This window comes from Marinococcus halophilus, assembly GCF_002265875.1.
GTDB lineage: Bacteria > Bacillota > Bacilli > Bacillales > Marinococcaceae > Marinococcus > Marinococcus halophilus.
Genome location: NZ_NPFA01000019.1, coordinates 12874 through 35921, shown reverse-complemented (window position 1 = coordinate 35921; position 23048 = coordinate 12874). Strand labels below are relative to the sequence as shown.

The 23048-nt window shown below is 43.3% G+C and carries 20 protein-coding genes; 8 read left to right on the top strand and 12 right to left on the bottom strand.

Annotation, left to right across the window (positions count from 1 at the left end; all coding sequences use genetic code 11):
* Positions 1 to 936: 936 nt before the first annotated feature.
* The 3 genes from CHL76_RS17500 (at position 937) to CHL76_RS14620 (ending at position 2110) form a co-directional block, all read left to right on the top strand.
* Positions 937 to 1233, top strand: coding sequence for a helix-turn-helix domain-containing protein (locus CHL76_RS17500; RefSeq protein WP_094908958.1), 297 nt, complete (start codon positions 937 to 939; stop codon positions 1231 to 1233).
* A gap of 147 nt (positions 1234 to 1380) precedes the next feature.
* On the top strand, positions 1381 to 1713 hold the full coding sequence (locus CHL76_RS14625) for a hypothetical protein (RefSeq protein WP_094908957.1): 333 nt from the start codon (positions 1381 to 1383) through the stop codon (positions 1711 to 1713).
* A 7-nt stretch (positions 1714 to 1720) separates the two neighbouring features.
* Positions 1721 to 2110, top strand: a complete 390-nt coding sequence (locus CHL76_RS14620; RefSeq protein ID WP_094908956.1) for a hypothetical protein — start codon at positions 1721 to 1723, stop codon at positions 2108 to 2110.
* A 1411-nt stretch (positions 2111 to 3521) separates the two neighbouring features.
* Here the strand turns inward: CHL76_RS14620 and CHL76_RS14615 are convergent.
* The 4 genes from CHL76_RS14615 to CHL76_RS14600 all read right to left on the bottom strand — a co-directional run bounded on the left by CHL76_RS14615 (position 3522) and on the right by CHL76_RS14600 (position 7090).
* Complete coding sequence (locus CHL76_RS14615) at positions 3522 to 3965, bottom strand: Lrp/AsnC family transcriptional regulator (RefSeq protein ID WP_094908955.1); 444 nt, start codon at positions 3963 to 3965, stop codon at positions 3522 to 3524.
* Between the two features lie 63 nt (positions 3966 to 4028).
* Positions 4029 to 4946, bottom strand: coding sequence for a nucleoside hydrolase (locus CHL76_RS14610; protein WP_094908954.1), 918 nt, complete (start codon positions 4944 to 4946; stop codon positions 4029 to 4031).
* 78 nt (positions 4947 to 5024) lie between these two features.
* Positions 5025 to 5933 (bottom strand): ribokinase, encoded by a 909-nt coding sequence (gene rbsK / locus CHL76_RS14605; protein ID WP_079474132.1) that lies wholly within the window; start codon positions 5931 to 5933, stop codon positions 5025 to 5027.
* Positions 5934 to 6091: 158 nt separating this feature from the next.
* Positions 6092 to 7090, bottom strand: a complete 999-nt coding sequence (locus tag CHL76_RS14600; RefSeq protein WP_094908953.1) for a LacI family DNA-binding transcriptional regulator — start codon at positions 7088 to 7090, stop codon at positions 6092 to 6094.
* A 393-nt stretch (positions 7091 to 7483) separates the two neighbouring features.
* Here CHL76_RS14600 and CHL76_RS14595 point away from each other — a divergent pair, with 393 nt between their 5' ends.
* The 5 genes from CHL76_RS14595 to CHL76_RS14575 all read left to right on the top strand — a co-directional run bounded on the left by CHL76_RS14595 (position 7484) and on the right by CHL76_RS14575 (position 11813).
* Positions 7484 to 8164 (top strand): response regulator transcription factor, encoded by a 681-nt coding sequence (locus tag CHL76_RS14595; RefSeq protein ID WP_307725207.1) that lies wholly within the window; start codon positions 7484 to 7486, stop codon positions 8162 to 8164.
* Entirely contained in the window at positions 8161 to 9555 is a 1395-nt protein-coding gene (locus CHL76_RS14590; RefSeq protein WP_094908952.1) for a sensor histidine kinase, read from the top strand. The genes CHL76_RS14595 and CHL76_RS14590 overlap by 4 nt, the downstream gene beginning before the upstream one ends.
* A gap of 213 nt (positions 9556 to 9768) precedes the next feature.
* Positions 9769 to 10680, top strand: a complete 912-nt coding sequence (locus CHL76_RS14585) for an ABC transporter permease (protein WP_158219195.1) — start codon at positions 9769 to 9771, stop codon at positions 10678 to 10680.
* Complete coding sequence (locus tag CHL76_RS14580) at positions 10677 to 11366, top strand: ABC transporter ATP-binding protein (protein WP_094908950.1); 690 nt, start codon at positions 10677 to 10679, stop codon at positions 11364 to 11366. The genes CHL76_RS14585 and CHL76_RS14580 overlap by 4 nt, the downstream gene beginning before the upstream one ends.
* 240 nt (positions 11367 to 11606) lie before the next feature.
* The gene (locus tag CHL76_RS14575; RefSeq protein ID WP_094908949.1) at positions 11607 to 11813 is read left to right on the top strand and encodes a recombinase family protein; all 207 of its coding nucleotides are present in this window, start codon (positions 11607 to 11609) and stop codon (positions 11811 to 11813) included.
* Between the two features lie 137 nt (positions 11814 to 11950).
* Here the strand turns inward: CHL76_RS14575 and ald are convergent, their stop codons facing one another.
* The 8 genes from ald to CHL76_RS17495 all read right to left on the bottom strand — a co-directional run bounded on the left by ald (position 11951) and on the right by CHL76_RS17495 (position 22670).
* Positions 11951 to 13051, bottom strand: a complete 1101-nt coding sequence (ald, locus tag CHL76_RS14570) for an alanine dehydrogenase (protein WP_094908948.1) — start codon at positions 13049 to 13051, stop codon at positions 11951 to 11953.
* Positions 13052 to 13072: 21 nt separating this feature from the next.
* On the bottom strand, positions 13073 to 14536 hold the full coding sequence (nhaC, locus tag CHL76_RS14565; RefSeq protein WP_094908947.1) for a Na+/H+ antiporter NhaC: 1464 nt from the start codon (positions 14534 to 14536) through the stop codon (positions 13073 to 13075).
* Between the two features lie 19 nt (positions 14537 to 14555).
* Entirely contained in the window at positions 14556 to 15203 is a 648-nt protein-coding gene (locus CHL76_RS14560; RefSeq protein ID WP_094908946.1) for a GNAT family N-acetyltransferase, read from the bottom strand.
* A 19-nt stretch (positions 15204 to 15222) separates the two neighbouring features.
* Complete coding sequence (locus CHL76_RS14555; protein ID WP_094908945.1) at positions 15223 to 16650, bottom strand: NAD-dependent succinate-semialdehyde dehydrogenase; 1428 nt, start codon at positions 16648 to 16650, stop codon at positions 15223 to 15225.
* Positions 16651 to 17757 carry a C45 family autoproteolytic acyltransferase/hydolase gene (locus tag CHL76_RS14550; RefSeq protein WP_233133471.1) on the bottom strand — a complete coding sequence of 369 codons (1107 nt, stop codon included), beginning with the start codon at positions 17755 to 17757 and terminating at the stop codon, positions 16651 to 16653.
* 47 nt (positions 17758 to 17804) lie between these two features.
* The gene (locus CHL76_RS14545) at positions 17805 to 19175 is read right to left on the bottom strand and encodes an aminotransferase family protein (RefSeq protein WP_233133469.1); all 1371 of its coding nucleotides are present in this window, start codon (positions 19173 to 19175) and stop codon (positions 17805 to 17807) included.
* Positions 19176 to 19441: 266 nt separating this feature from the next.
* The gene (locus tag CHL76_RS14540; RefSeq protein ID WP_094908942.1) at positions 19442 to 21568 is read right to left on the bottom strand and encodes a sigma 54-interacting transcriptional regulator; all 2127 of its coding nucleotides are present in this window, start codon (positions 21566 to 21568) and stop codon (positions 19442 to 19444) included.
* Positions 21569 to 22373: 805 nt separating this feature from the next.
* Positions 22374 to 22670: a helix-turn-helix transcriptional regulator gene (locus CHL76_RS17495; protein WP_416171863.1), complete on the bottom strand. Its 297-nt coding sequence runs from the start codon at positions 22668 to 22670 to the stop codon at positions 22374 to 22376.
* Positions 22671 to 23048: the final 378 nt, after the last annotated feature.

Genomic DNA, 23048 nt, shown 5'->3' with positions numbered 1-23048 from the left:
TTTGATGCCTACAATCAAAAGTTTTCCACCCGCTGCCACCTGGGCTTCGCCCAGGCCCAACATCAATTGGAAGATATGTTTCAACGGCAGGGTTAACTTCAAGGCTGGAAAAGGACAGCCGTTTACACAAAATTATTGACGGTCCCTCATAACTACTTTTAAACTAGTGTACTAGCTAATTAGCATAAATTAATATATTTCATTCATTATATGATTTAGTTGGTAAGTTAACATTGTCTTGTAAATAATCATTTAAACTATTACGTAAACTAAAACTTTTATGTAATAGTTTGATATATAAAGAAATGTATACGGATTTTGTCTTTTTTATCTTTTAGAGTGTTAAGAATTAATTTCTAGAAACAAGGAGAAGCTTAATCACAGGCATTTAACGTAAAATTCATCTGTGCGGGGAATATATTCTACTTTGTGCTTTCTATTGCTTCATTACCTGAGGAGGTTTTATTGTCCTTTTTTAGTTTACATAATTTCGTTATAGATAGTAAAACATGTCATTTGAAGCGACTGACTTTTTCACAAGAGGGAAGATAACTCTTAAAGATTTTTATTTTTTGCTAAAATGATATTTGAACAGTAACTGTATTTTTTTCGCCGCGTTAGAATATAAATTGCTTAAAAAATAGGTGACAAAGAGTCTCACAGCAAAAAAGAAGGCGATAACCATGATTAAGAGGAAAAGAATGAGTCCTTATGGAATGAACGGCAAAAGGTCTCTCTCCTTGAGAATACGAGAGAACTAGTAGCAAAATGTTTTTTTACCCATTTTATAGTACCCAGTGGTTCTACAGGCTAGTAACTTCCTATGAACGAAAGATTGTTGTATAAGAAAGATAGCAAAGAAGTATATTTAAGCCAGAAACTATTATTAATAAAGAAAACAAGATCTAGAGTAACGGGGAAAGGAGCGTAGGTTATATGGCTCGTGACAATGTAGAACAACGACGCCTGGACCTCTTTGGCGAACAAAAGGTGGCTCAGGCGAAGCATGTCGCGCGTTGGGTCGTTCAGATACGTGAGGCTCGAAAAGCGCGAGTCTGGACGCAGCAAGACCTGGCCCAGGTTATTGGGAAATCAGCTTCCACGATTGGACGGATAGAAACCGGCGCCGTCGTGCCAAGCACGGAGACGTTAATCGCTCTCGGTTTAGCTCTCCACCTCACGTTTATCATTGGCAACCAACCAGCAGATACGGGTTCTCGACCCCGGCCATGACCGTTTCCAAGTCATGGCCGGATTTTTATGTAAAATTATATGCACAAATAAATGCTCATATATTTGTGCATATATATGGGCAAGTGAGTTGCTGTACGATATAATAAAGAAAAGCCCTCCACGTAGGAGGAGAAAGGAGTGAGGGGCATGGTCACGAAAGAATTTAACTCGCAACAGATTCATGCGGCCAACGAGTTACGGACCCTCTCTCAAACTAAACTGTTAGAAATGCTGGAAAAAGAACGCAAGTTAGCGTTTAATTTTAATAATGTGACGAAAGCCACGATGCTGGATATTGAGACGTATAACGAGCTGATCGATCGGTTGGAGGAGCTAGAAGCGAAAGTGGAAAGCCTGGAGCTAGAACAGCGGTATGGGCATCGTCAAGATCCGGACGAAGCGCCCAAGCAGTGGGCCTCGAAGCCCGAAGGCATGTCCTTAGCCGAGTGGTATGCTTCTCACCAGGAGAAATCTCGGTAAGGGGCTGATGGAAGAACAATACCACCGGGACTGGTTGGCGAAGGATCTCCCTCGCATTTATCGTCAGCTCTACCAAGCATCGGCCGTGTCCGATCCAGAAACGGCTTTTCATCAGCTACTCCAACAGTTAGAACAAGAAATCGAGCGATTAAAACGATCGCCGTATCAAGCGTCTAAGCCTCTCCAGCATGGTCGCCTGGCCGCCCAGGGCTATTATGCATGCAAATGGTTTTCCTCGCCTCATATTCGTGGGGCTAAAGGAGCGAAGCCCGATATGCGATTGATCTATAAGTACAACGAAGATCATACGTGCATCTATCTCAAAGCGGTTGGTTTTCGCCATGAGCCTCCGCCGATATATGATGAAGGCGAGCAGCGCAGTGATGCGTTTGAATAATGAGGAATTATGTTTAATCTTAAAATAATTAAATGCTTTTCATACTTGTGGCAATAAAATAATTTAAAATGTTCGATTTATTTTAAGTTGTGTAGTATCATTCAAATCGTTTTTCTTCTAGTAGCATAACGTTTATATGTTGGACATAACATGGTAAGATAGCCGTATAAAAGTTCATTGTCATTTTAGCACCAACAAAGGGAGCGCCCAGATGTCGTCAGCATCTGAGCGCTTTTTTTGTTACCGATCCTTTTCTGTTCTTACATGAATGTTTTAATTATGTTTACTGAAACGTTTACGTTTCAGTAAACATAATTAATTATAAAGTTAACGAATATAAGTTAATAGACCCCCTATATGGGCTGATGGCATGTAGGAGCATTTAAATAGCGATATCTTGTTAGGGCCGTTGGCAGTTCTTAATCATCATAGGCTTTTTAATACAGACCGGGAACAAAACGATCCAAAGCGTGATTATGATCATCGCTGGCATCGTAGTTATACTGTTCGGCACGCTGTTTGAATTTATTGTGAGGTGAACAGCTATTGTTAAGCTATTCGCTCAAAGGGAAGAGGGCCACATATTGGCTTGTTGTTCTTTAAAAAATTATAGTTAACATAAGATGTATTATCGGAAGTTATCGGTTTTTATCTCAATATAATAAGTAGTCTTCGTATTTTGAGATAATAAAATTGAAAAAGCGCTAAGTTAATTTAGATATTCAAACTTTATACTCTAATTTTTGAATTAAAAACATGGCTTAACTTCTATATGTTAGAACAATTGTGAGTAGGCCAAAACAAACTTGGATGAAATCAATAAGTACCTCCTACATTGTTCGGTCAGATGAGCTTGACAGGAATACCTTGGTTCTTATTTCTTTTATGCTCACGTTGCAGGCATCCACATCGGTAAAATAGCGATCCTTTTGGCCTCGCAGCCACTCTTATTTAGCTCCGTGATACGGGTGCCAGTTACTTAAATTGCTAGCGAACGCAAAAATTATGGCGCTTGTACCCACTACAATGAGGACAACTGTGTCTCTTCATCGCTAATTGTCGATTTAGAAATGTGTAAGGAACTTTTTCTGAATGTTCAAGTGACCGCAGGTGTGAGACGCAAAATTCTTCTCTCCGCTCTTATGGCGCCCCTACCCTGTTTGGTCTGCTGTTGAACTGCTTCTAGAAGCCATCAATCAGTGGTACCACGTCGTATGGTCCTCGTCTAGTCTTCCTATCAGCATTTACATAGTTGTTCATCACTGCACCCTTTGTTAATAAAGCCATTTACGTCCATGTTTTCGTAATAGCTGAGGTCATCTTGGGAGAGTGCCATTAGCTTTTCCCAGGTGGTAGTTGGCAGAGTCTAAGGTGTTTTTTTATATAGGACTACTGTTTTTCGTTTACATATTTAATACGAGAAAGTATCTTTATATTGCTTTAATTCAACATTTACTTCTACGTCTATAACGCCTTCAGTGGCAGCTAAATCGGTATTGATAAAAGAAACTAAATCCTCCTTGGTTGGAAAATAAACTTGAATGATAAGGTCATGGGTGCCAGAAAAAGAGCCGACAAAGCGAACAGCCTCAAATGCTTGTAATTGAAAGGCAACGTGCCGTTGTTGATCAGTTTGAGTGTGTATACCAATAATAGCTTGGACGTCCAAACCAATTTTTTTAGGATCAGTATAAATAATAAAATCAAAAACTTTAGCCTCAAGCAATTTGCGCATTCGGGTCCGTACGGTTCCCTCACTCACATATATTAATTTCGCAATAGTGGAACAAGATGCCTTAGCGTTTTGCTGCAGAACACGTAGAATATCCCAGTCGGTTTGATCGAGTGATGGCATGGCTGAGACCTCCCCTCTGATGATACGCTGTTTTAAAGCTTAGAAACTATGTGAAACTTCTAACTAAACTATGCGATTTAAAAAATGTGTTACAAATCGGTTAGATTCAACGTCAAGACAAACATTGATATTGGTATTCTTCGAAGCTTTCTTTCCTAATGTTTGTCCTGCTTTGCTTCCTTCTGTCAAAACATCAACATGCATAGGGGCAGTTTGAACAAAAGAAGAATCAATCGCTATGCCCACTGTCAATGGATCATGAAGGGCGCATCCATTAAGTTCAGGCTCAACCCTAGCATATGCGTCCATATAAAACTCACAAGCTTCTGCTAATACATGAGCCAAAGAAGAATTCTTTTTCTTCCATTTTTTTAAAACATCTCTCTTGAGCAGCGTTTTTGTGGTCACATCTAATCCGACAAGAGTAATTGGCAGCCCAGAGCTAAAAGTGAATTGTGCTGCTTCAGTATCGGTATAAATATTTGCTTCAGCATAAGGGGTTATATTACCAGGGACCGATATTGCGCCGCCCATGACCAAAACTTCATCGACTAGGGGGATAATATTCGGGTCTTTTTTGACAGCCTCTGCTAAGTTGACTTGGCTTGCAGTTGTTAAAATCGTTATATCGTTTTGATGTTGGTGAATAGCAGAGATAATAAAGTCATGTGCAAGCATTTCGTGGGGTTTACTAACTGCTGGAGATAAGGTAGCTTCGCCTATACCATTGTTCCCATGAATCGTAACGGTTTTTTCACGAGGGTCCTCCCCATTAAATTTCTTGCTCACTCCCGGTATCACTGGAATTTTTACTCCTATAGTATCCAGAAGTTGCAGCGTATTTTTTGTCGCTTCTGAAACTGTAGTATTTCCAAAGCTAGTAGTTATGCCTAGAATATTTAATTCTGGAGAGTGGATAGCATATGCAATGGCCAGCGCGTCATCAATTCCTGTATCGACATCCAAAATAATATTTTTCATAAGTTTCCCCCGCTCCACTTTTGAAATGTTATTAATGAAATTTCTTGCATTTATCTTTTTTCTAACAAATTTCTTAAGCTAATTCTCGGTTAACCAATGATCGACTACTCCACGATGAGGCATACCTCCTTGAGCGCCGCTTTTTGTAACTGAAAGTGTGCCTGCAGCTGTTGCAAATCGTACTGCTGTATTAAGGTCTTGTCTTTCTCCTACCATCACTGCTATTCCCGCATTAAAGGTATCACCGGCACCTGTAGTATCAACCGTTTCTGCAAGAAAGGTTGGTTGGTTTTTAAGCACTCCACTTGAATTCGTATAGTAAGCTCCTTCCTTGCCCTTTGTCATGATAATTTTCCCTGGATATTCTGCTAAAGTTTTTTGAACAAAAAGTTCATTGTCCGAGTAACCTAATGCAATGGCTAATTCGTGTTCATTAGGGGTTAGAAAATCTATATCTTCAATTAATTTTTCAGGGATTTGTACGGCCGGAGCCGGGTTTAAAATAACAGGCACTTTATAACGTTTGGCTATGGTTGTGGCTGCAGCAACAGTTTCGAGTGGAGTTTCAAGTTGTAATAATAAGACGTCCGCTTTCTGGATCACGGACTCCACTTGTTCTAATTTTTCTGGAGTGAGAGCTTCATTTGCCCCAGGGACATAAATAATTCGATTTTCTCCATCTTCAATGGTAATAGAAGCAGTACCTGTGTTCATGCCATTCATTGTCTCCACATAAGTAGTGTTCACATTCTCCTTTTTAAGATTTTTAAGCATCCTGCTACCTAAATCATCATCACCAATACATCCAATTAACGTTACATCCGCTCCCAACCTGGAGCATGCCACTGCTTGATTAGCGCCTTTTCCGCCAGGGAGCATCATAAACTTATTTCCAACGTGCGTTTCGCCAAGACTTGGAAATGTAGATGTCTCGGTAACTAGATCCATATTGATACTTCCAACAACAACAATTTTCGGTTTATTCATCATCCATATTCTCCTTTAAATTTTTAGCTTAATAAAATAATAACGACAAAATTTTATGAGGGTAAGCCAATATGTAACCGGTTACATATTGGCGCATTTTTATTTTTTTGTGATATTGAAATGTTTAATATCCTTTTCATTACTTTTATTTCTAAAAATTAATTTATCGATTGGTTTTGAACATTTGTCGATTGCCTTTTGATTAATTGAACAGGATATTTATAATAACGCTCTCTTAATGGCCGCTGTTCAATAAGGTCAATTAGCATATATGCAGCTGTTTCTCCCATTTTATAAATAGGTTGCGCCATTGTTGTGAGCTCCGGAGATGTAATTTCACTCATTCTAATTCCATCAAATCCAATTACTGCTAATTGTTCCGGGATAGAGATACCTAAATTTCTGGCTGCTTTTAATACGCCTGTGGCCATCAAATCATTCCCGGCAAAAATACCATCGATTTCAGGATGGTTTTTTAATAATGTTAAAGTTGCTTGATAAGCGTCTTTATCATTATAGTGCCCATTCACAATGTATTCGTCTGTAAACCAGCTTTCTTTTTTGACCACCTCTATATAACCGTTTTTACGAAGGACTGAATTAGTGATGTGAGCAGGACCCTCAATATGAGCAATCACTTTACAGCCAACTTCTTTTAAGTGCCGAACAGCGTCCTGTGAACTATGAAAGTTTTCAGAACAGACCGTTGGAAAATCTGAATTAATTGATCTGTCTATAATAACAACCGGTTTTTTTAAAGTTTTAAGATGATTACTATCTAATGTATTTGTTGCTAAAATAGCGCCATCTACGTGCTTCTGCTCCATCATGTCTAAATATCTTTCTTCTTTATTTGCTTTTTCGTCAGAATTTCCAAGAAAGATTGTATATCCATGATCATTCATTATATCCTCGACGCCTCGAGCAAGCTCTGGAAAAAAGGGATTTGTTATATCAGGCAGGATTAAACTGATGGTTTTCGACTGTTTATGATATAAACTTCTTGCTACTTCATTGGGCCTGTAATCTAGCTCTTTGATAGCCTCAATTACTTTATTTTTGGTTTCTTCACTAACATAACCATTATTGTTTAAAACTCTTGAAATTGTCGCGACCGATACCCCTGTTGCTTTTGCTACTTCTTTAATTGTGGCCATAGAATTATTAGTCTCCATTAATAAGGTTATTTAAAATCAGATAGTATATGTGTGTTTTCGATTACATCAAATGATTATGTAACCCGTTACATATTATCCTATTAAAAAATTATTGGTTTTGTCAATTTTTTTTGTTTTCAAATTATTTTATAAAACAACGAACCTTCGCTCTCTATATATTCATGAATGTTTCCAAACATTTATTAGGCTGAGTGAATGCCAAGAATAATTATGGCTTTTTATTCACATAAGAACATTTTTTACCATTAGTAGTTATAATGTGTTTAATTAAATATCAGCTATACTATATTTAGTTATTGAACTTTATTTTGGTACTATGATTTACTTTTGAAAGATATAACAAGCATTTTATAAAAGTGCAGGAAGGAAGTGTTGGCCATCCTAACTATTCTATTGGTTGATGACGATCCGAACATTTTGGCTTTTACCGGTGATTATTTGCGAAGGGAAAATTACCGTGTCTACGAAGCCAGTCATGCGGAGGAAGCCTGGGCGATTCTCGATGAACATGATGTTCATATTGCGCTTGTTGATGTGATGATGCCTGGCACTAACGGATTTGAACTGACGACAATCATTCGCCAGGATTATGATATCCCGGTCATTCTTTTAACGGCGAAAAATCAAATCGAAGATAAAGAACAGGGCTACGCATCGGGCACCGATGACTACATAACAAAGCCATTTGAGAGTAAAGAACTATTATTTCGCCTTCGTGCCGTTTTACGGCGATATCAGCAAGTCGCCCAAGAACGAATTCAGGTGGGGCGAACACGCATTAACACTAAGACGTATGAGGTCAGCATCGGTCATCGAGCCTTGCTCTTACCGTTGAAAGAGTTTGAGTTGCTTGTTCAGTTAGCTAGCTATCCCAAAAGAACCTATTCCCGGGAAGAATTAATAGAGTCTATTTGGGGATCCACATTTGAAGGAGATGAACGGACCGTCGATGTCCATGTCAAACGATTGCGAGAGCGTTTCCGTCGGTTGGATCCCGGTTTTGATATCCAAACGGTTCGCGGCATTGGGTATCGCCTGGAGGTCATCGAATGAAGACCCTTTATACCCGGGTCGTGCTCACGACCCTCGTCGTCATGGCCGTTAGTTTTTTCATCGCCTTTCTCGGAACCAATATATACTATCATTATCAATTAAAGCCGGAGAACGATGAACGTATCACGCAGACCGCTCAACAGGTTCAACAGTTTTATGAACATCATCCGTCCATCAATACCCAAACGTATTTTGAACAGGTGGGCGACACCGGGTTTCAAGTTGCTTTATTTTCGTCTGCTGAGGAGGAGGGACGTTTTTTTGGATCATCGTTTCGCTCGTCCACCCTTTCTCCCAAGAACATCGAGAACGTCCTTGCCGGTGACACGTATCATGGCGTCAAAAATCATCCGTTTGGCCCGTTGGTTACAGGCTTTTTTGATAATGAGCTGACCAATACCGTTGGTGTGCCGGTGGAGATTCAGGGCGAGACGTATGCGATGTTCCTTCGTCCGGATATCGAATACCAATTGGGCGAATTCCGATACTTTTTAGCCTTTCTGTTTGGAGGGATGGTCGGGATCAGCGTTTTGTTAGTCCTCATCAGTACACGCTATCTGGTTCGTCCGCTTGTCAAGCTCACGGAAGCTACCAAACGTATTACCAAAGGAGATTTTTCTCCGCCCGTGCCGGTTCAGCGCCAAGATGAAATTGGTCAACTAGCACGACAGTTTTCGCAAATGAGTCGAGAATTAGAACAGCTAGAACACATGCGCCAGGAATTTGTCGCTAATGTTTCTCATGAGATTCAATCCCCTCTGACCACTATTCAAGGAATGGCGGCAGAGTTGGAACATGATCAGCTGTCGCCCGAGCAACAACAAATGTACGCAAGCACGATTCACCAGGAAAGCCGACGACTGTCAACGCTGGGAAAGCAACTGCTAATACTGGCATCGTTGGATAAGGAAGAAGAACGACTGGCGGTTGCCCCCTATGCGCTCGATCAGCAGTTAAAAACCATGGTTCAATCCATGGCTTATCAATGCCAGGAAAGACAGATTTTTGTCGATATCGACGTTCCTCCAACGATCATTGAGGGGGATGAAGTCCTTCTGTATGAAGTTTGGATGAATTTGTTTGCAAATGCCATCCGTCATTCGCCGATGGAGGGGTCGATAGTTATCCGGCTGGAGCCTCGTTCAACGGACGTGGTCGTGACCATTCAAGATGAGGGGCCTGGTCTTTCGCCTGAGGTGTTGCCATTTATCTTTGAACGATTTTACCGAGCCGATAAAGCTCGAAGTCGATCGTATGAAAGCAACGGTCTTGGCCTATCGATCGCCCAAAAAATTGTGGAACGTCACCACGGCTTCATCAGCGCTTCGAGCACGGAAGATCAAGGAGCTACGTTTACCGTGGTTCTTCCATACACTCCTTTCGATTCGTAATTCATATTGCGTTCATCTTTCTGGTTTACGATAAGCACTAGAAAGCGAAAAAGAAAGGAGTTCATCATGTTTTTAGCCTGGCGTGAATTAACCTATGCCAAATTACGTTTCAGCCTTATTGGATTGGTCATTTTTTTATTAACGGTATTGGTGCTGTCGATTTCAGGGCTGGCGCAGGGATTGGCCTCCGACAATGCCTCCAGCATGCAATACATGGATAAGCAAGCCGAGAAAATAGTGCTCGAAGCTGAAGCCGACAAGCAGTTATCACGTTCGGCCCTTTCCGACCATGACCTGGAGGTATTACAGGATAGACCGGAAGCTCATTTATTGAGTCTTCGTCAAGGAACGGCTCAAAGTCATGGAAAGGAAGTAGACGTCGCCGAAATGTATATGGACTTAAGCAGTGATCTGGCTCCTTCATTGACCGACGGCGAACTTCCTGCCGATGATACCGAAGCTGTGATTGATCATTCCGCCAAAGATGACGGCCTTCGCCTAGGTGATACGCTGGAGCGGCCAGGCGGCACAGAAGTAACCATTAGTGGGTTTACAGAAAACCAGCGGTACAGCCATACGCCGGTGCTGCACGTTCGGGATTCTGCCTGGAAGCAAGGAGAGCTTCCGATCAGTGCGGTCATCTTAGACCATGCACTTCCGGAACAAGTGCATGATCAACTGCAGAATGCTGAAGTCATGGATATTCGTGCTTCTTTTGAAGGCATTCCTGGTTATACTTCCGAGCAGACGTCGCTTCAGACCATGATCGTTTTTCTATTTCTCATTTCGTCCATTGTATTGGCGGCTTTTTACTACATTATGACGATTCAAAAGCTGTCCCAGTTTGGGATTTTAAAAGCTATTGGGGCAACCTCTAAAACATTAGGAATATCATTGATCCTACAGGTTCTGCTGCTCACGACCGTCAGTATCATTGTCGGTGTAGCAGTCACGGCAGGAATGGCTGCCGTTTTACCGGCAGCGATCCCTTTCTCCTTGTCTTTAGGAACCGTCCTATTGTTGGCGGGGCTCTTCTTATTCGTCGCGTTGTTGGGTTCTCTATTATCCTTGGTCAAGGTGATTCGCATTGACCCGTTAAAAGCTATTGGAGGTGGTCAGGCATGAATGATGTATTAACCATGGAACAAATCGAATTTCAGGCTCAAGCCGATCAGCAGCCTATTGTTCAACACATTGATATCGCTTTGCGCCCCCAGGAGTTTGTGGCTTTAACCGGCCCGTCCGGATCGGGCAAAAGCACCTTGCTTTCCATGGCAGGAGCCTTGCTTCAGCCAACGTCAGGAGCGCTGTCGATTAATCAGACAGATGTTCTGCGCTTAAATTCTCAAGAAAAAACGAAGCTTCGTTTACAGGACATCGGATTTATCTTTCAATCGGCTCATTTGTTACCTTATTTAAAAACGGCGGACCAGCTTCGCTATGTTGGCAAACTTGCGGGCCTGACAAAGCAAACCATGGATCAACGAATCCAACGACTACTTCACATGCTTGGCCTCGAGCATCGGCAGCATCATTTTCCCCGGCACTTATCTGGCGGAGAGCAGCAGCGTGTAGCGATTGCAAGAGCCTGGATGAATGATCCTTCGTTAATTTTGGCCGATGAACCAACGGCTAGTTTAGACCGTGAACGCGGAGAACAGGTCGTTCAAACGCTTCGCGACCAGGTCAAGGAATCGAATAAAGCGGCTATCATGGTCACTCACGACACCCGCTTGTTTGCTTACTGTGATCGAGTCATCTATTTAGACAATGGGCAAATCGATCATGTGGAGGCCTCTGTCGTTCCATAACTAACGTCCATCCCCCTCCGAGGTTGTTTTCTTAGGGGATGGCCATTATATACATAGTTAAAAATAAAAGGCTTTTTATCTTTGGTACTAAAAAACCAATGTCTGAAAGTTTTAACTTTTGGACAGCAACCTAAACACCCCGTTTTTATCGTCAAAAACGGGGTGTTTTCCATCTACAAGTTCGTCTACAATCAAATGTACAATACCTAGGAGACTTTTAGACATTTTGGAGGGACACTCATGACCCAACGTATTGGCTATGCGCGCGTTTCGACCTTCCACCAGGATTTCAGCTCCCAACAGCAGCTGTTGGAAGAAGCCGGCTGCCATCGGATCTTTACCGAAAAAGTAACAGGAACAACAACCACCGAGCGTGAACAATTACAAGAAGCCATTCAGTACGCCCGTCCAGGCGATACCTGCCATTGTATCAAGCTTGAATTATGAATGACATCATTGTTTTATGATTCATTTCTAGAAATGCTTTTATCTTTCTACAGAAAGTGCCGCCGAAAAAACTGCCGATACGCGCTAGGATAGAGGCATACTCGGCAGTTTATGATTTTTCATTATTATCTATTCGCTCAAGCTAATTCGTATTTTAAGTTCAATGCCTGTGCTACTTCTTTATTAGTAATGTTTCCTCGATACGTATTTAATCCTTGGCGAAGTTGGGGATCGTCTAAATAGGTATGAGTTTCGTGTTTTGCAGCAAGAGCGGCAATGTATGGAAGGGTCACGTTGTTCAGTGCCATGGTCGATGTGCGCGGAACGGCCCCGGGGATGTTGGCCACGGCGTAATGCAAGACACCGTGTTTGATATAAACCGGGTCCCCGTGGGTCGTGATGCGATCGACAGTCTCGAACACGCCTCCCTGATCGATCGCGACATCGAGCACGACAGCGCCGTCCTTCATCGATTGTATCATTTCCTCCGTGACAAGCTTCGGAGTTTTGGCGCCAGGGACTAGTACCGCACCGATAACGAGGGAAGCTTCTTTGACGGACTCCGCAATGGTGAGCGGGTTGGACATCACTGTTTTAACTCTTCCATCAAATAATTCATCCAGTTCGCGAAGTCGATTGGCGTTCAGATCGAGGATGGTGACTTCGGCTCCCAAACCGACGGCGATGCGGGCGGCATTTGTGCCAGCGACACCGCCGCCGATGATAGTGACATTGCTTTTTGCCACGCCAGGCACGCCTCCGAGCAAGACTCCTTGACCTCGCTGGTGTTTTTCAAGCAAATGAGCGCCAATTTGTGCCGCCATTTTGCCTGCCACTTCACTCATTGGGGTCAACAGCGGCAATGTACCATTTTCTTCGATGGTCTCATAAGCAAAAGCGGTGACGTGATTTTCCATTAGCGCTTTGGCCAGTGCAGGCTCCGCCGCCAGGTGCAAGTAGGTGAACAATACGAGCCCTGGCCGGAAATAATCGTATTCTGCCGGCTGCGGCTCTTTGACCTTGACAATCATATCTGCCTGATTCCAGACCTCCGCAGCCCTTGTCGAGAGGGAGGCACCGGCCCCTTCGTATTCGCGGTCAATAAAACCGCTCCCTTCTCCTGCTCCGCTTTCGAGCAGAACGTCGAAGCCTTTTTTTGTTAATACCGCAACACTCGTCGGACTGAGTGCCACGCGGTTTTCCCCTTGTTTCACTTCTTTTGGTACGCCTATAATCATCATTTTCCCTCCTGTTCTTGGTTACAGTACATCTTTTTGCTTCTTTGGTGGTTTTTCACTCTTAGCTTCCGTACCCAGGTCAGTTTCCGCTCCTAAATCATCTTCGTATTCAATGGTGAAGCCGGTATAGCCGTAAAGAATCGCCATAAGTGGGCTTAATAAAGGGAGAAATGCATACGGTGCGTAGGTAAACGCGCTGACGCCGAGCGTAGCGAACATGAAGGCACCACACGTGTTCCACGGTACAAGTGGCGACGTCATCGTGCCGGCATCTTCAACCGTCCGCGATAGATTCTTCATTTTTAACCGCCGTTTCTTGTATTCCCCGGCATACATACGGGCGGGAATAATGATGGACAGATATTGCTCACACCCGACCACATTGGCCGTAACGGACGTCATAACGGTCGTGGAGATCAAACTGCCTGTCGACTTGGCGAGTTTCATCAAACTTTCGACAATGACGGTGAAGAAGCCAGCGATTTCTAGAATACCGCCAAAACTGAGCGCGATGACAAGGAGCGAAACGGTATACATCATTGCTTCGATGCCGCCGTTGTTAAGCAGGTTATTCAAGATTTCATTGCTCGTGTCGGCGCTGTATCCGTAAAATAAGGCGGCGATACTGTCTCCCACCGGTACGCCCTGTACGACAATCGAACAGAATATCCCCATTAAAGACCCGATCGACAGTGCTGGGATCGCAGGTATTTTCATGATCATCATTGCGATGATAATGCCAGGCACAATCAGCAGCCACGGCGTGATAAGAAACTGCTGATTGAGGTTGTTCTGCAACTGTGCGACTTGGGAAATACTGTTACCGTCGCCGCTCACCCAGAATCCCATCACTAAGTAAATGCTCAGGGCAATGACGAGCGCGGGCACGGTCGTAAACAACATGTGCTTGATGTGCTCAAACAGTTCGGCCCCGGCAACGCCCGGAGCGAGGTTGGTTGTTTCCGAGAGAGGTGAAACTTTATCGCCAAAGTAGATGCCGGAAATCACCGCGCCTGCAACCATCGCAATATTGACGCCAAGCCCTTCGCCGATCCCCATTAACGCGATGCCGATGGTGCCGGCCGCTGTCCAGGCATTACCGGAAGCAACAGCCACAAGGCAGGAAATCATGCAGGCGGCAAACAAAAAATAAGTTGGTGACAAAATATCGAGTCCATAAAAAATCATGGTCGGCACGATGCCACCCGCGAGCCAGGAACCGATAATGGTCCCAATGATGACGAGAATGATCACCGCTTGGAGGGCAAGGGAAATGCCGCGAATCATTCCTTCTTCGAGGGTTTTCCATTTATAACCGAGACTGAGGGCTACGATGGCAGCGACGAAGCTGCTCAAAAACAAGGGGATATGCGGGTCTGCTCCATAGCGGGCGATACCAATAAACAAAGCCGCGATCATAAATAGGATCGGAATCAAAGCATGCAGTAAGGTCGGTTTTTTGGGTTCCTGCCGTTGCTCCTTCATTATCCTGCTCCCTTCAGATTTAAACCTTCGTATAGGCTTTGTTCTCCCACTCCATTAACGCCGCATTCGTTCCGGACGCTTGATCTTCGGGAATATAATTGGTTAAAATCCGTCGAAAAACAAATCCGCTTTTGAGTTGAAATGTCATCACCGGATCATAAAGCTCGCGGTTGATCACTTTGGTCGCATACTGGTCAGGGGTCAGCTCGTTTTGATATTTGTGATAATAGGGCATTCGACCCCCAATCACGATGCTTTGAACGTTTAATTTGCGGGTGAGTCGTTTCCGTTCGTCATAAAGCTTTTGGCCAATTTTCAAATGTCGGTAATCCGGGTGAACAACGACTTCAATTCCATATAAGTGTAAGCCGGTGGGATCGTGATTACGGATATAGCCGTTATCGCAGATACCGCTTAGTTGGTGATCATCTTGAAACTGTTGGGCGTGTACCAATAGGCTTCCGGATGCGCCAACGATGCGATCATTATATTCCACACAGCGTTGACCATCGGGAAACTGCTCTATTTGGCTTTCATAGTGCTCGGGGTGGAACGCAATGTTTTTCCCAAACCCAAGGACGGCAATTTCATGAATAGCTGGAATGTCTTCATGGTGGACGGGGCGAATGGTAACATTCTGTCCGATTTTTTCGTTCTGCGTCTCCATCATATCTCTCCTTCTTGGCTTATAGTAAGGTAGATGCTGCCCGCATAGATACATATTTTTCTTCAAGATATTCATGCAGACCAGACGTGCCTCCTTCACGGCCAATACCGCTTTGCTTGACGCCTCCGAAAGGAGCCTGCGGTACGACAAAGGCGGCGTCATTCATCCCGACCATACCGTAATCAAGCTGATACATCATTCGAAGCGAGCGATCCATGTTTTTTGTAAAACAGTAACTAGCTAATCCATACGGAGTGTCATTTGCCTGCTCGATTACTTCTTGTTCCGTAGTAAATACAAAAATTGGTGCTACTGGGCCAAACGTTTCTTCCTGCGCGATGGTCATCGTTTCGGTTACCCCAGTCAACACAGTTGGTTGGTAAAAGTACCCTTTGCGGTTAAGCATAGTATGCCCGCCCTGCGTGATGACGGCGCCTTGCTTCGATGCCTCTTTTACTTGTTGTGCCACTTTGTCGAGCGCCTCTTGGCTGATGAGAGGGCCCATATCAATGCCCTCTTCCATACCATTTCCGACAGTAATTGATTCTACAGCTGCGGCTAATTTTTTCGAAAACACTTCTACTACCTCTTCGTGCACATAAATACGGTTCGTGCTGATACATGTTTGCCCGGTATTTCTAAATTTCGAAGCGACAACGGCTGCTACTGCTTCATCAAGGTCAGCGTCATCAAAAATGATGAATGGCGCATGACCGCCCAACTCCATCGACACTTTCTGCACGTGCTCGGCAGATTGGCGGATAAGTTGTTTACCAACAGCAGTAGAACCGGTAAAAGTAATTTTCTTGACGAGGGCATTGGAAGTCATCGTGCCACCAATAGCTTCTGCATCTCCATGTAAAAGATTTAAAGCGCCGGGAGGAAAGCCCGAACGATCGATGCAAGTAAATAATCGGATCGCAGTGAGTGGTGTTGAAGGTGCGGGTTTAATGAGCATGGTACAGCCAGCAGCGATAGCAGGTGCAAGTTTACGGATGATCATCGAGATCGGGAAATTCCAGGGCGTGATTGCAGCTGTTACCCCTATCGGTTGACGAAGAACAAGGAGTTGCTTCGAGGGATCCGACGACGGCAGGACCTCCCCATACACGCGTTTCGCTTCTTCGGCATACCACTCGAGATAATCGATGGATATGTCCACTTCCCGCTCTGCTTCACCAAGCGGTTTTCCCATCTCTTTCGTAGCTGTTATTGCGATTTCTCGCCTGTCGGTTCGTAGTGCTTCAGCAAGCGCACGGAGGCAACGAGAACGCTCATTACCGGTCGTTTGCCTCCAATGACCAAATGCTTCATGAGCGGCAGTGATCGCCTGCTCGGTTTCTGTTTCCCCACCATAAGCGGCTTTTCCAACTTCTGTACCGTCTGCTGGATTATAAACTTTTGTTTCTTGTTCGGTGGATTGCCAAGTACCGTTAATATAGAGCATTTATTCGACCTCCTCTTTGACAGTGACACCATACTCTTCGTAAGGCTTTTCGATTGGCATCCCGTCACAGATGTGCAAGCGCTGCTTTGTCACGTTCATCACGATGGAAAAAACGGTTTCCATTTGTCGATGGGTTGGCGCATTTAAATTGACGTAATGATTAATAGCGTTCGGAGCGTTGAACGTATCCTGTAACCAATCTTTCATGGTTTCTTCAGTGAGGGGGGTCCCCTGCCTTTGGGCCGTTCGGATCAACTGTTCAGCTCGTCGTTTTCGTATTTCCGAATCGCTTAGACGGAAGTTATTGTGGTCATTCACATGTATTTTCAGATGTTCGGCGCAAAGATGGTTTGTGTGCACACCGATCGATGCGTCTTCGTTTGTGATAAAAGCACCGTACGGCGATACTTCGACTTGCAGAGCCATGCCCGTGCTAGTTCCTTCGCTCGCACCAATAAGAAAATTTGCCGATGAGGCAAGCTGCCCTTCTTGTACTGCAGCGAGCGATTCGGAAAGAGAAGAAGCGTTCAATACAGCTCGTAGCCCAAGATGGATCGGAACGCCGTCGGTTTTACGGTCGGTGATTAACGCGTTTAAACCAACGGCAACCGAGCTGCTGTTCATGCCAATTTTGCCAATGATGCCGCCTTCAGTGACCATTGCAATCGTTGGACGGCCGTGTTGCTCGATATGGAGCTGAAGCAGACTGTCCCGTTGCTCTCCTTTCCAGTCCCAGTTTTGACCGATAATGGTATGCTCCGTATACGGAGGCGCCATGCCGATGCTTGTGCAACCATCGGCGAAACTGGTGTGCGATTGGCCGGTAAGAGCAATTTCACTACGGGCGTTGAGCGCTAAAATGTCTTCAAAATCAACCCCAGCTCCCGCTGCGATGCCTTGCATTTCAGTGAGCATTGTCTCGTCATAACGTTCAATTGCAGGAATATGAATTTTTGCCCGCTCTTTCACCGTGGACCAGTCGATCTGCTGATAGCCGTGAAAAAGACGTTCATACGTTTCGAGGCTTTTCAGGACCTGGTCTTTTCCTTCTTGGCCGTGCTTGTACCCAATTGCTTTTGCATTTCCTGTTAACTCTAATTTTTTCATGATTACCCCTGTTTCTGTTACTAAGATTTGCGGTTAACTTCGTGCGCTCACGTACCGCAGTATTTGGTTTCAAACACAGATAGAGCGTCGTCAAGTCGTTCGATCATCGATTGAATTTCTGTTTCCGTAATGATAAGCGGTGGAGCTAGAGCAACAATGCTTTTGCCGTCCGCGCCCCCGAGTGCTCGCAAGATCAATTTTTTATCAAAACACATGTCTACAAAGTCGAGCCCTGTTTTCCATTCAGCCGGGAAACGTTCCTCGCGTTCACGGCTTTGAAACAGTTCGAAGGCCCCAATCAAACCTTTGTTGCGAGAAAGGTGTACAACTTCGTGCCGTTCTTCGAGGTAGCGGAGTCCATTGGTCATGACATGTTCCATTTGTTGGACCTGTTCGATGATGCGGTCCCGTTCAATAATTTCAAGGTTTTTCAAGGCTACCGCGCAGGCACTCGGATGCCCGCTGTACGTAAATCCGTGGGCCATTACCTGGCCGAACGTGTCGAGAACGGTCTTGATGTCATCATGAATCATGACTGCGCCGAGTTGAGCGTAACCACTAGTGATTCCTTTGGCGAGACACATAAGGTCCGGTACGATGTTAGCGTGATTGACAGCAAACTTTGCGCCCGTCCGGCCAAAGCCATTAATCACTTCATCCGCAATCATCAGAACGTTTTGTTCGTCACATAAATCACGTACTGCCTGCAAATATCCTTCCGGTGGCATATATACCCCACCAGAACCTTGAATCGGTTCAATTATAATGCCGGCAATCGTGTCCGCGCCCTCGGCTTCGATCAACGCTCGGAGCGACTCGCTGAATTGAGGGTGATTGCGGTCCCCCTGCTCACACGCCGTTAAATGCGGTGTTGCATGCAAAACATCTGGAATATGGGTGCCAGCAAAGCGGTGAAAGCCATGCAAAGCAGTAGCGGTCCCCGCCCCGATCGTGACGCCGTGGTAACCTTGTCGAAGCGCGAGAAATTTTGTTTTCTGCGGCTGTTCTTTCAGCTGCCAGTAAAAACGAGCGATTTTAAAAGCGGTATCATTGGACTCGGAACCGCCGGACGTGAAAAACGACGCGTTCAATCCCTCCGGTGCCCATTCTGCAAGCGTCGAGGCCAAATGAATTGCTGGTTCGTTTGAATAACCCGCGAACGAGGAAGCAAATGCGAGGGAGTCCATTTGTTGCCGAGCCGCTTCAGCCAGCTCTTTTTGTCCATGGCCGAGATTCACATTCCATAGCATAGAAATACCATCGATGTATCGGTCACCGTCGGTATTCGTCACGTGAATGCCTTTGCCTTCCTTAAAAATCATTTTTGGTTTTTGTCCCGGAACACTCGCAGGGTGAAGGTAATGGTCTTTATCCAATGTTTCTAGTTGTTTTGTTTTGGTCATCGCTGTTGGTTTCATCATGCACTCTCCTTTTTTCTGTAGCTTGTCTTATTAATTGCAATATGTGTGCCAACTTTTCAAAAATACAGAATTTTTACAATTTCGTTGTAAATACCTATCGTGGCAGTACCGATTTGAACATAAAAAAATGCTAGGCGTAAGCCCAACATTCAGAATCAAAGCACCTTTTCATTTATTTTATGAATTTTCGCATAAAATATGCTTATTTGCATAAAATCTATTGTCTAAAGATTATTTAGTCATATGAATCTTTTTTCAAGCTATCAATTATGAATTTTTGCATATTTTTTGATTTCTTTGTATTTTCGGCTGACGGCTGACTGGCTCATGCCCAATTTATCGGCAGCCGCAGTCGTGGTTTTGTAGCGCTCCATGGCAAGTTCTACGAGTTGGCGCTCTAATTGGTTTTTCGCTTCCTTCAGGGGCATAATTTCGGTGATCGCAAAGTTAGAGGACCTTTCATTATCCAGATGCAAAAACTGTCGAATGTAATTTGCTTCGATCAAGTCACTGTCAGCAGTAACAACGAGCCGTTCGATTACGTTCTGAAGCTCGCGAATATTTCCCGGCCACTTGTATGCTTCAAGTACTTGCAATGCTTCTGGCGTCAAATGGAACGCTTTATTATATTTTTTGTTTAGTTGGGTGATGAACGCGTAAGCCAATAAAGGAATGTCTTCTGGTCGTTCGCGTAACGCCGGCACAGTAATCGGGATGACATTGATGCGATAATATAGATCTTCCCGGAATTGCCCAGCTTGAACGAGATGTTCGAGTACTTGGTTCGTCGCGGTAACGATCTGCACGTCCACAGGTTTAGGACGACCGCCTCCAACTGGTGTTACTACCCGTTCTTGAAGGACACGTAATAGTTTCACTTGAAGGCGAAGCGACAGCTCGCCGATTTCATCAAGAAACAGGACTCCTTGATCGGCCTGTTCAAAGTATCCAGCCTTTCCTTTACTATCTGCCCCGGTAAACGCTCCTTTTGTGTAACCGAACAGTTCGCTTTCGAGTAGTTCTTCAGGAATGGCTCCGCAGTTAACAGTTACAAATGGCTTCGTAGCTCTTGTACCATTTTCGTGGATCGCTTTCGCAATCAGTTCTTTTCCCACACCGGACTCTCCAAGTATGAGAATGGTGGAGTGAAAGCCAGCAAGCTTCATGATCGTTCGCATGACACTCTCCATTTTTTTGCTTCTGTAAATGATTTCAGTAGAAGTCGTTTGTTGTTGTGTTTTTAAGGATTGCAGTTCTTCTTTGTACTGATTGGTCTTCTGCTTCGTTTCCCGAAGCTCAGTCTTTAGCCGGGTCGTTTCAGTAATGTCACGTGACGCGATCACGATACGATCAACATGGCCAAAATCATTAAAAATCGGATTGCCGACCGAGAGCACTTTTTGTCCAGAACTCAGTGTTTGCATTGATGTGACTTTCTTTTTTTCATCGAGAACAAGCTCCACAAGGGAGGGGTCAGCGTTTTCTATCGTTGTATAATCTTGAACCTTTTGTCCAATAACCTGATGAATTTCTTCGCGCCAAGCGTGTTCGAGGTAGTTATCGCTGTGACGAAGCAGAATGCCATTTTCGTTGACGACAAGGATTTCATCGTACATGGTTGCGAGAATCGCATTCAAGTCGCGATTTAAGTCTTTAACATAGCCGATTTCAAGTGCCATTTCTTCGACTTGCGGGAGATCTTGCACAATGATGGTTACGCCATTGATCAAATGTTCATCGTCGAAGATGGGCGAATAGTCAAGAAGTAGCCCGACTTCGTCCTGTACAAGAATCTGATTTAATACCGTGTCGCCCGAGGAAAGGACGTACTCAATCAAATCAGTATGGAAAAAATGCGACGCTGAATGCTCTTTAACGAGTGTCTCGGTCGTTTTCAGCATTGATAGCCCGGTGTCATTGAAATGAACTATTTTCTGCAGTTCATCGACGACAAAAATGCCACGTGGAATAGACGATAACAGCATCTTGAGAAAATCTGACGTCATGTTGTTGTGCTGAAATAACTCAATCAGTAATTCTTCTCTTGTTAAATAGCCGGCGTATTCCCCAGTCTTGTCTTCAATGAGCACAAGCTGTTTGCCTAAAATTTGAAATAAAAAAGGAATCGAGAGTTTTTGTTCTGGCTTAATTGTTGTTGTTTCGGTTAGGAGAACAGCATGATTAGCAATCAATTCTTCTACATCGTCAGCGTGATTCACTTTATTACGAATTTCTTCTATTAATATATAGCCTTCTATAACTTTTCCCTGTTGTAAAAACACATGCGTGCCACGAAATGTTCGAATAATTTCTTTTATGTCCTGAGCCGGCGATTGTAACGATATCATGCGTAGCGGATGGGATGCCTGTTTCAGGGATTCATATAACATGCATATTTCTCCTTTTTGTTTTTATTATAACGAATATAATAAGTCTCTACGAAAAATAGTCAGATCAAGTTTAACGAAATTACAGGTGTGTATATTATAGAGAACGATAATTTTAGGCTAACCTTTCATAAATTTGTTTATTAGTGCTTCTCTATTAACTTCATGAGATCTACATTTTATAAACCTAAGTATTGTTTATTGAATCAAGTACTATTTTCTTTTTTGGATCTAGTTATCGTAAATGTTTAGCAGGTATTGAATGTAGCAAGAAAAGATATTAGATAAAGAATGTTCGTTTAATCTCAATTCCAATAGAGGACGGTGAATCTAAAATTTTAGAATGATTATTGAATACGTTTTTACCTAATACAAGCATATTATCTTAATTAACTGATTTTTATTTCGATATAATCAGTGTCTTCGTATTTTGAGATACAAAAGAATAAAAAAGCTAGTCAGTTGATATGGGACAAAAAATCTTGAGCATCTACGCTTCAGGCTTTTTCGCTAGGTGCCGGTTAAATGTCCAGTTTTTGTTCGCTTAACCCCTTCATCATTTGAGGATCGCGGTGATTAATCAAATAATTGCTTTCGTTTCGCATTATGGAATATTATGGTTCATAAATGAATAATATCTTGATGCTATAAATCGCAGTACTTAACACAAAGTAGATTATCAAAAGTTCACAAAAGAAAAAAGATCCATTCTCATACTATCTATGTCGGTGAAGATAACATAACAACACTCCACGTGTACGCCTAACTGAAGTTTTACATTACTACATTGAATGGTCTCGTGAGACATTCATGACTCGATACTTTCTTGAATAAACTCCGTCAGGGTACAATGCTGAAATTCCTTAAAGGCTTCATATAATTGAGAAGGATGCTTGAAGCCAACGTGATAAGCGATCTCTAACCGAGTGAAGGACGAGTATTGTAACAAATGCTTTGCTTTTTCCATTCTTGTTTTCTTGATGTATTCATGGGTCGTGTAATTGATTTGTTGTTTGAATACACGATGCACATATGAGGGACTATAATGCATCTGAGAAGCAATGATAGTCGTGTTTAATAAAGAAGCATAGTCTCGGTGAATCATCTCTTTGATGATTCGAACCATATATTCATGTAAAGCTGTTCCATGTTATTTTATGATTCATCTAATATGTTGCTTAGTAAGTTTCACCATTAAAATAATAAAAGAGTTTTTCCAAAAACACATGGAAAAACTCTTTAAATACATAGCTGTCGTTTTAGATTCAATAAATGGTTTTTTGATAATTATCTTTGTCTAAAACCCATGTTAGCCTTTTTGCAATTTATTCATTAATTAATAAAATTTTGGACATTTTGAAAGGCATCCATGGCTCAATGGATTAGCTATGCGCGCGCATCGTTTTTAAAGGAAAAACTGTAGAATATGTTTTTGCAATAGAAACCATTGCACTTAATGACTAGCACATATATATTAAAATGA

Excerpts from the sequence above, each read along its gene's own strand:
- CHL76_RS17500 (WP_094908958.1), top strand. The coding sequence starts at position 937 with ATGGCTCGTGACAATGTAGAACAACGACGCCTGGACCTCTTTGGCGAA.
- CHL76_RS14625 (WP_094908957.1), top strand. The coding sequence starts at position 1,381 with ATGGTCACGAAAGAATTTAACTCGCAACAGATTCATGCGGCCAACGAG.
- CHL76_RS14620 (WP_094908956.1), top strand. The coding sequence starts at position 1,721 with ATGGAAGAACAATACCACCGGGACTGGTTGGCGAAGGATCTCCCTCGC.
- CHL76_RS14615 (WP_094908955.1), bottom strand. The coding sequence starts at position 3,965 with ATGCCATCACTCGATCAAACCGACTGGGATATTCTACGTGTTCTGCAG.
- CHL76_RS14610 (WP_094908954.1), bottom strand. The coding sequence starts at position 4,946 with ATGAAAAATATTATTTTGGATGTCGATACAGGAATTGATGACGCGCTG.
- rbsK (WP_079474132.1), bottom strand. The coding sequence starts at position 5,933 with ATGAATAAACCGAAAATTGTTGTTGTTGGAAGTATCAATATGGATCTA.
- CHL76_RS14600 (WP_094908953.1), bottom strand. The coding sequence starts at position 7,090 with ATGGCCACAATTAAAGAAGTAGCAAAAGCAACAGGGGTATCGGTCGCG.
- CHL76_RS14590 (WP_094908952.1), top strand. The coding sequence starts at position 8,161 with ATGAAGACCCTTTATACCCGGGTCGTGCTCACGACCCTCGTCGTCATG.
- CHL76_RS14585 (WP_158219195.1), top strand. The coding sequence starts at position 9,769 with ATGGATAAGCAAGCCGAGAAAATAGTGCTCGAAGCTGAAGCCGACAAG.
- CHL76_RS14580 (WP_094908950.1), top strand. The coding sequence starts at position 10,677 with ATGAATGATGTATTAACCATGGAACAAATCGAATTTCAGGCTCAAGCC.
- CHL76_RS14575 (WP_094908949.1), top strand. The coding sequence starts at position 11,607 with ATGACCCAACGTATTGGCTATGCGCGCGTTTCGACCTTCCACCAGGAT.
- ald (WP_094908948.1), bottom strand. The coding sequence starts at position 13,051 with ATGATTATAGGCGTACCAAAAGAAGTGAAACAAGGGGAAAACCGCGTG.
- nhaC (WP_094908947.1), bottom strand. The coding sequence starts at position 14,536 with ATGAAGGAGCAACGGCAGGAACCCAAAAAACCGACCTTACTGCATGCT.
- CHL76_RS14560 (WP_094908946.1), bottom strand. The coding sequence starts at position 15,203 with ATGGAGACGCAGAACGAAAAAATCGGACAGAATGTTACCATTCGCCCC.
- CHL76_RS14555 (WP_094908945.1), bottom strand. The coding sequence starts at position 16,650 with ATGCTCTATATTAACGGTACTTGGCAATCCACCGAACAAGAAACAAAA.
- CHL76_RS14550 (WP_233133471.1), bottom strand. The coding sequence starts at position 17,757 with ATGAAAAAATTAGAGTTAACAGGAAATGCAAAAGCAATTGGGTACAAG.
- CHL76_RS14545 (WP_233133469.1), bottom strand. The coding sequence starts at position 19,175 with ATGAAACCAACAGCGATGACCAAAACAAAACAACTAGAAACATTGGAT.
- CHL76_RS14540 (WP_094908942.1), bottom strand. The coding sequence starts at position 21,568 with ATGTTATATGAATCCCTGAAACAGGCATCCCATCCGCTACGCATGATA.
- CHL76_RS17495 (WP_416171863.1), bottom strand. The coding sequence starts at position 22,670 with ATGATTCACCGAGACTATGCTTCTTTATTAAACACGACTATCATTGCT.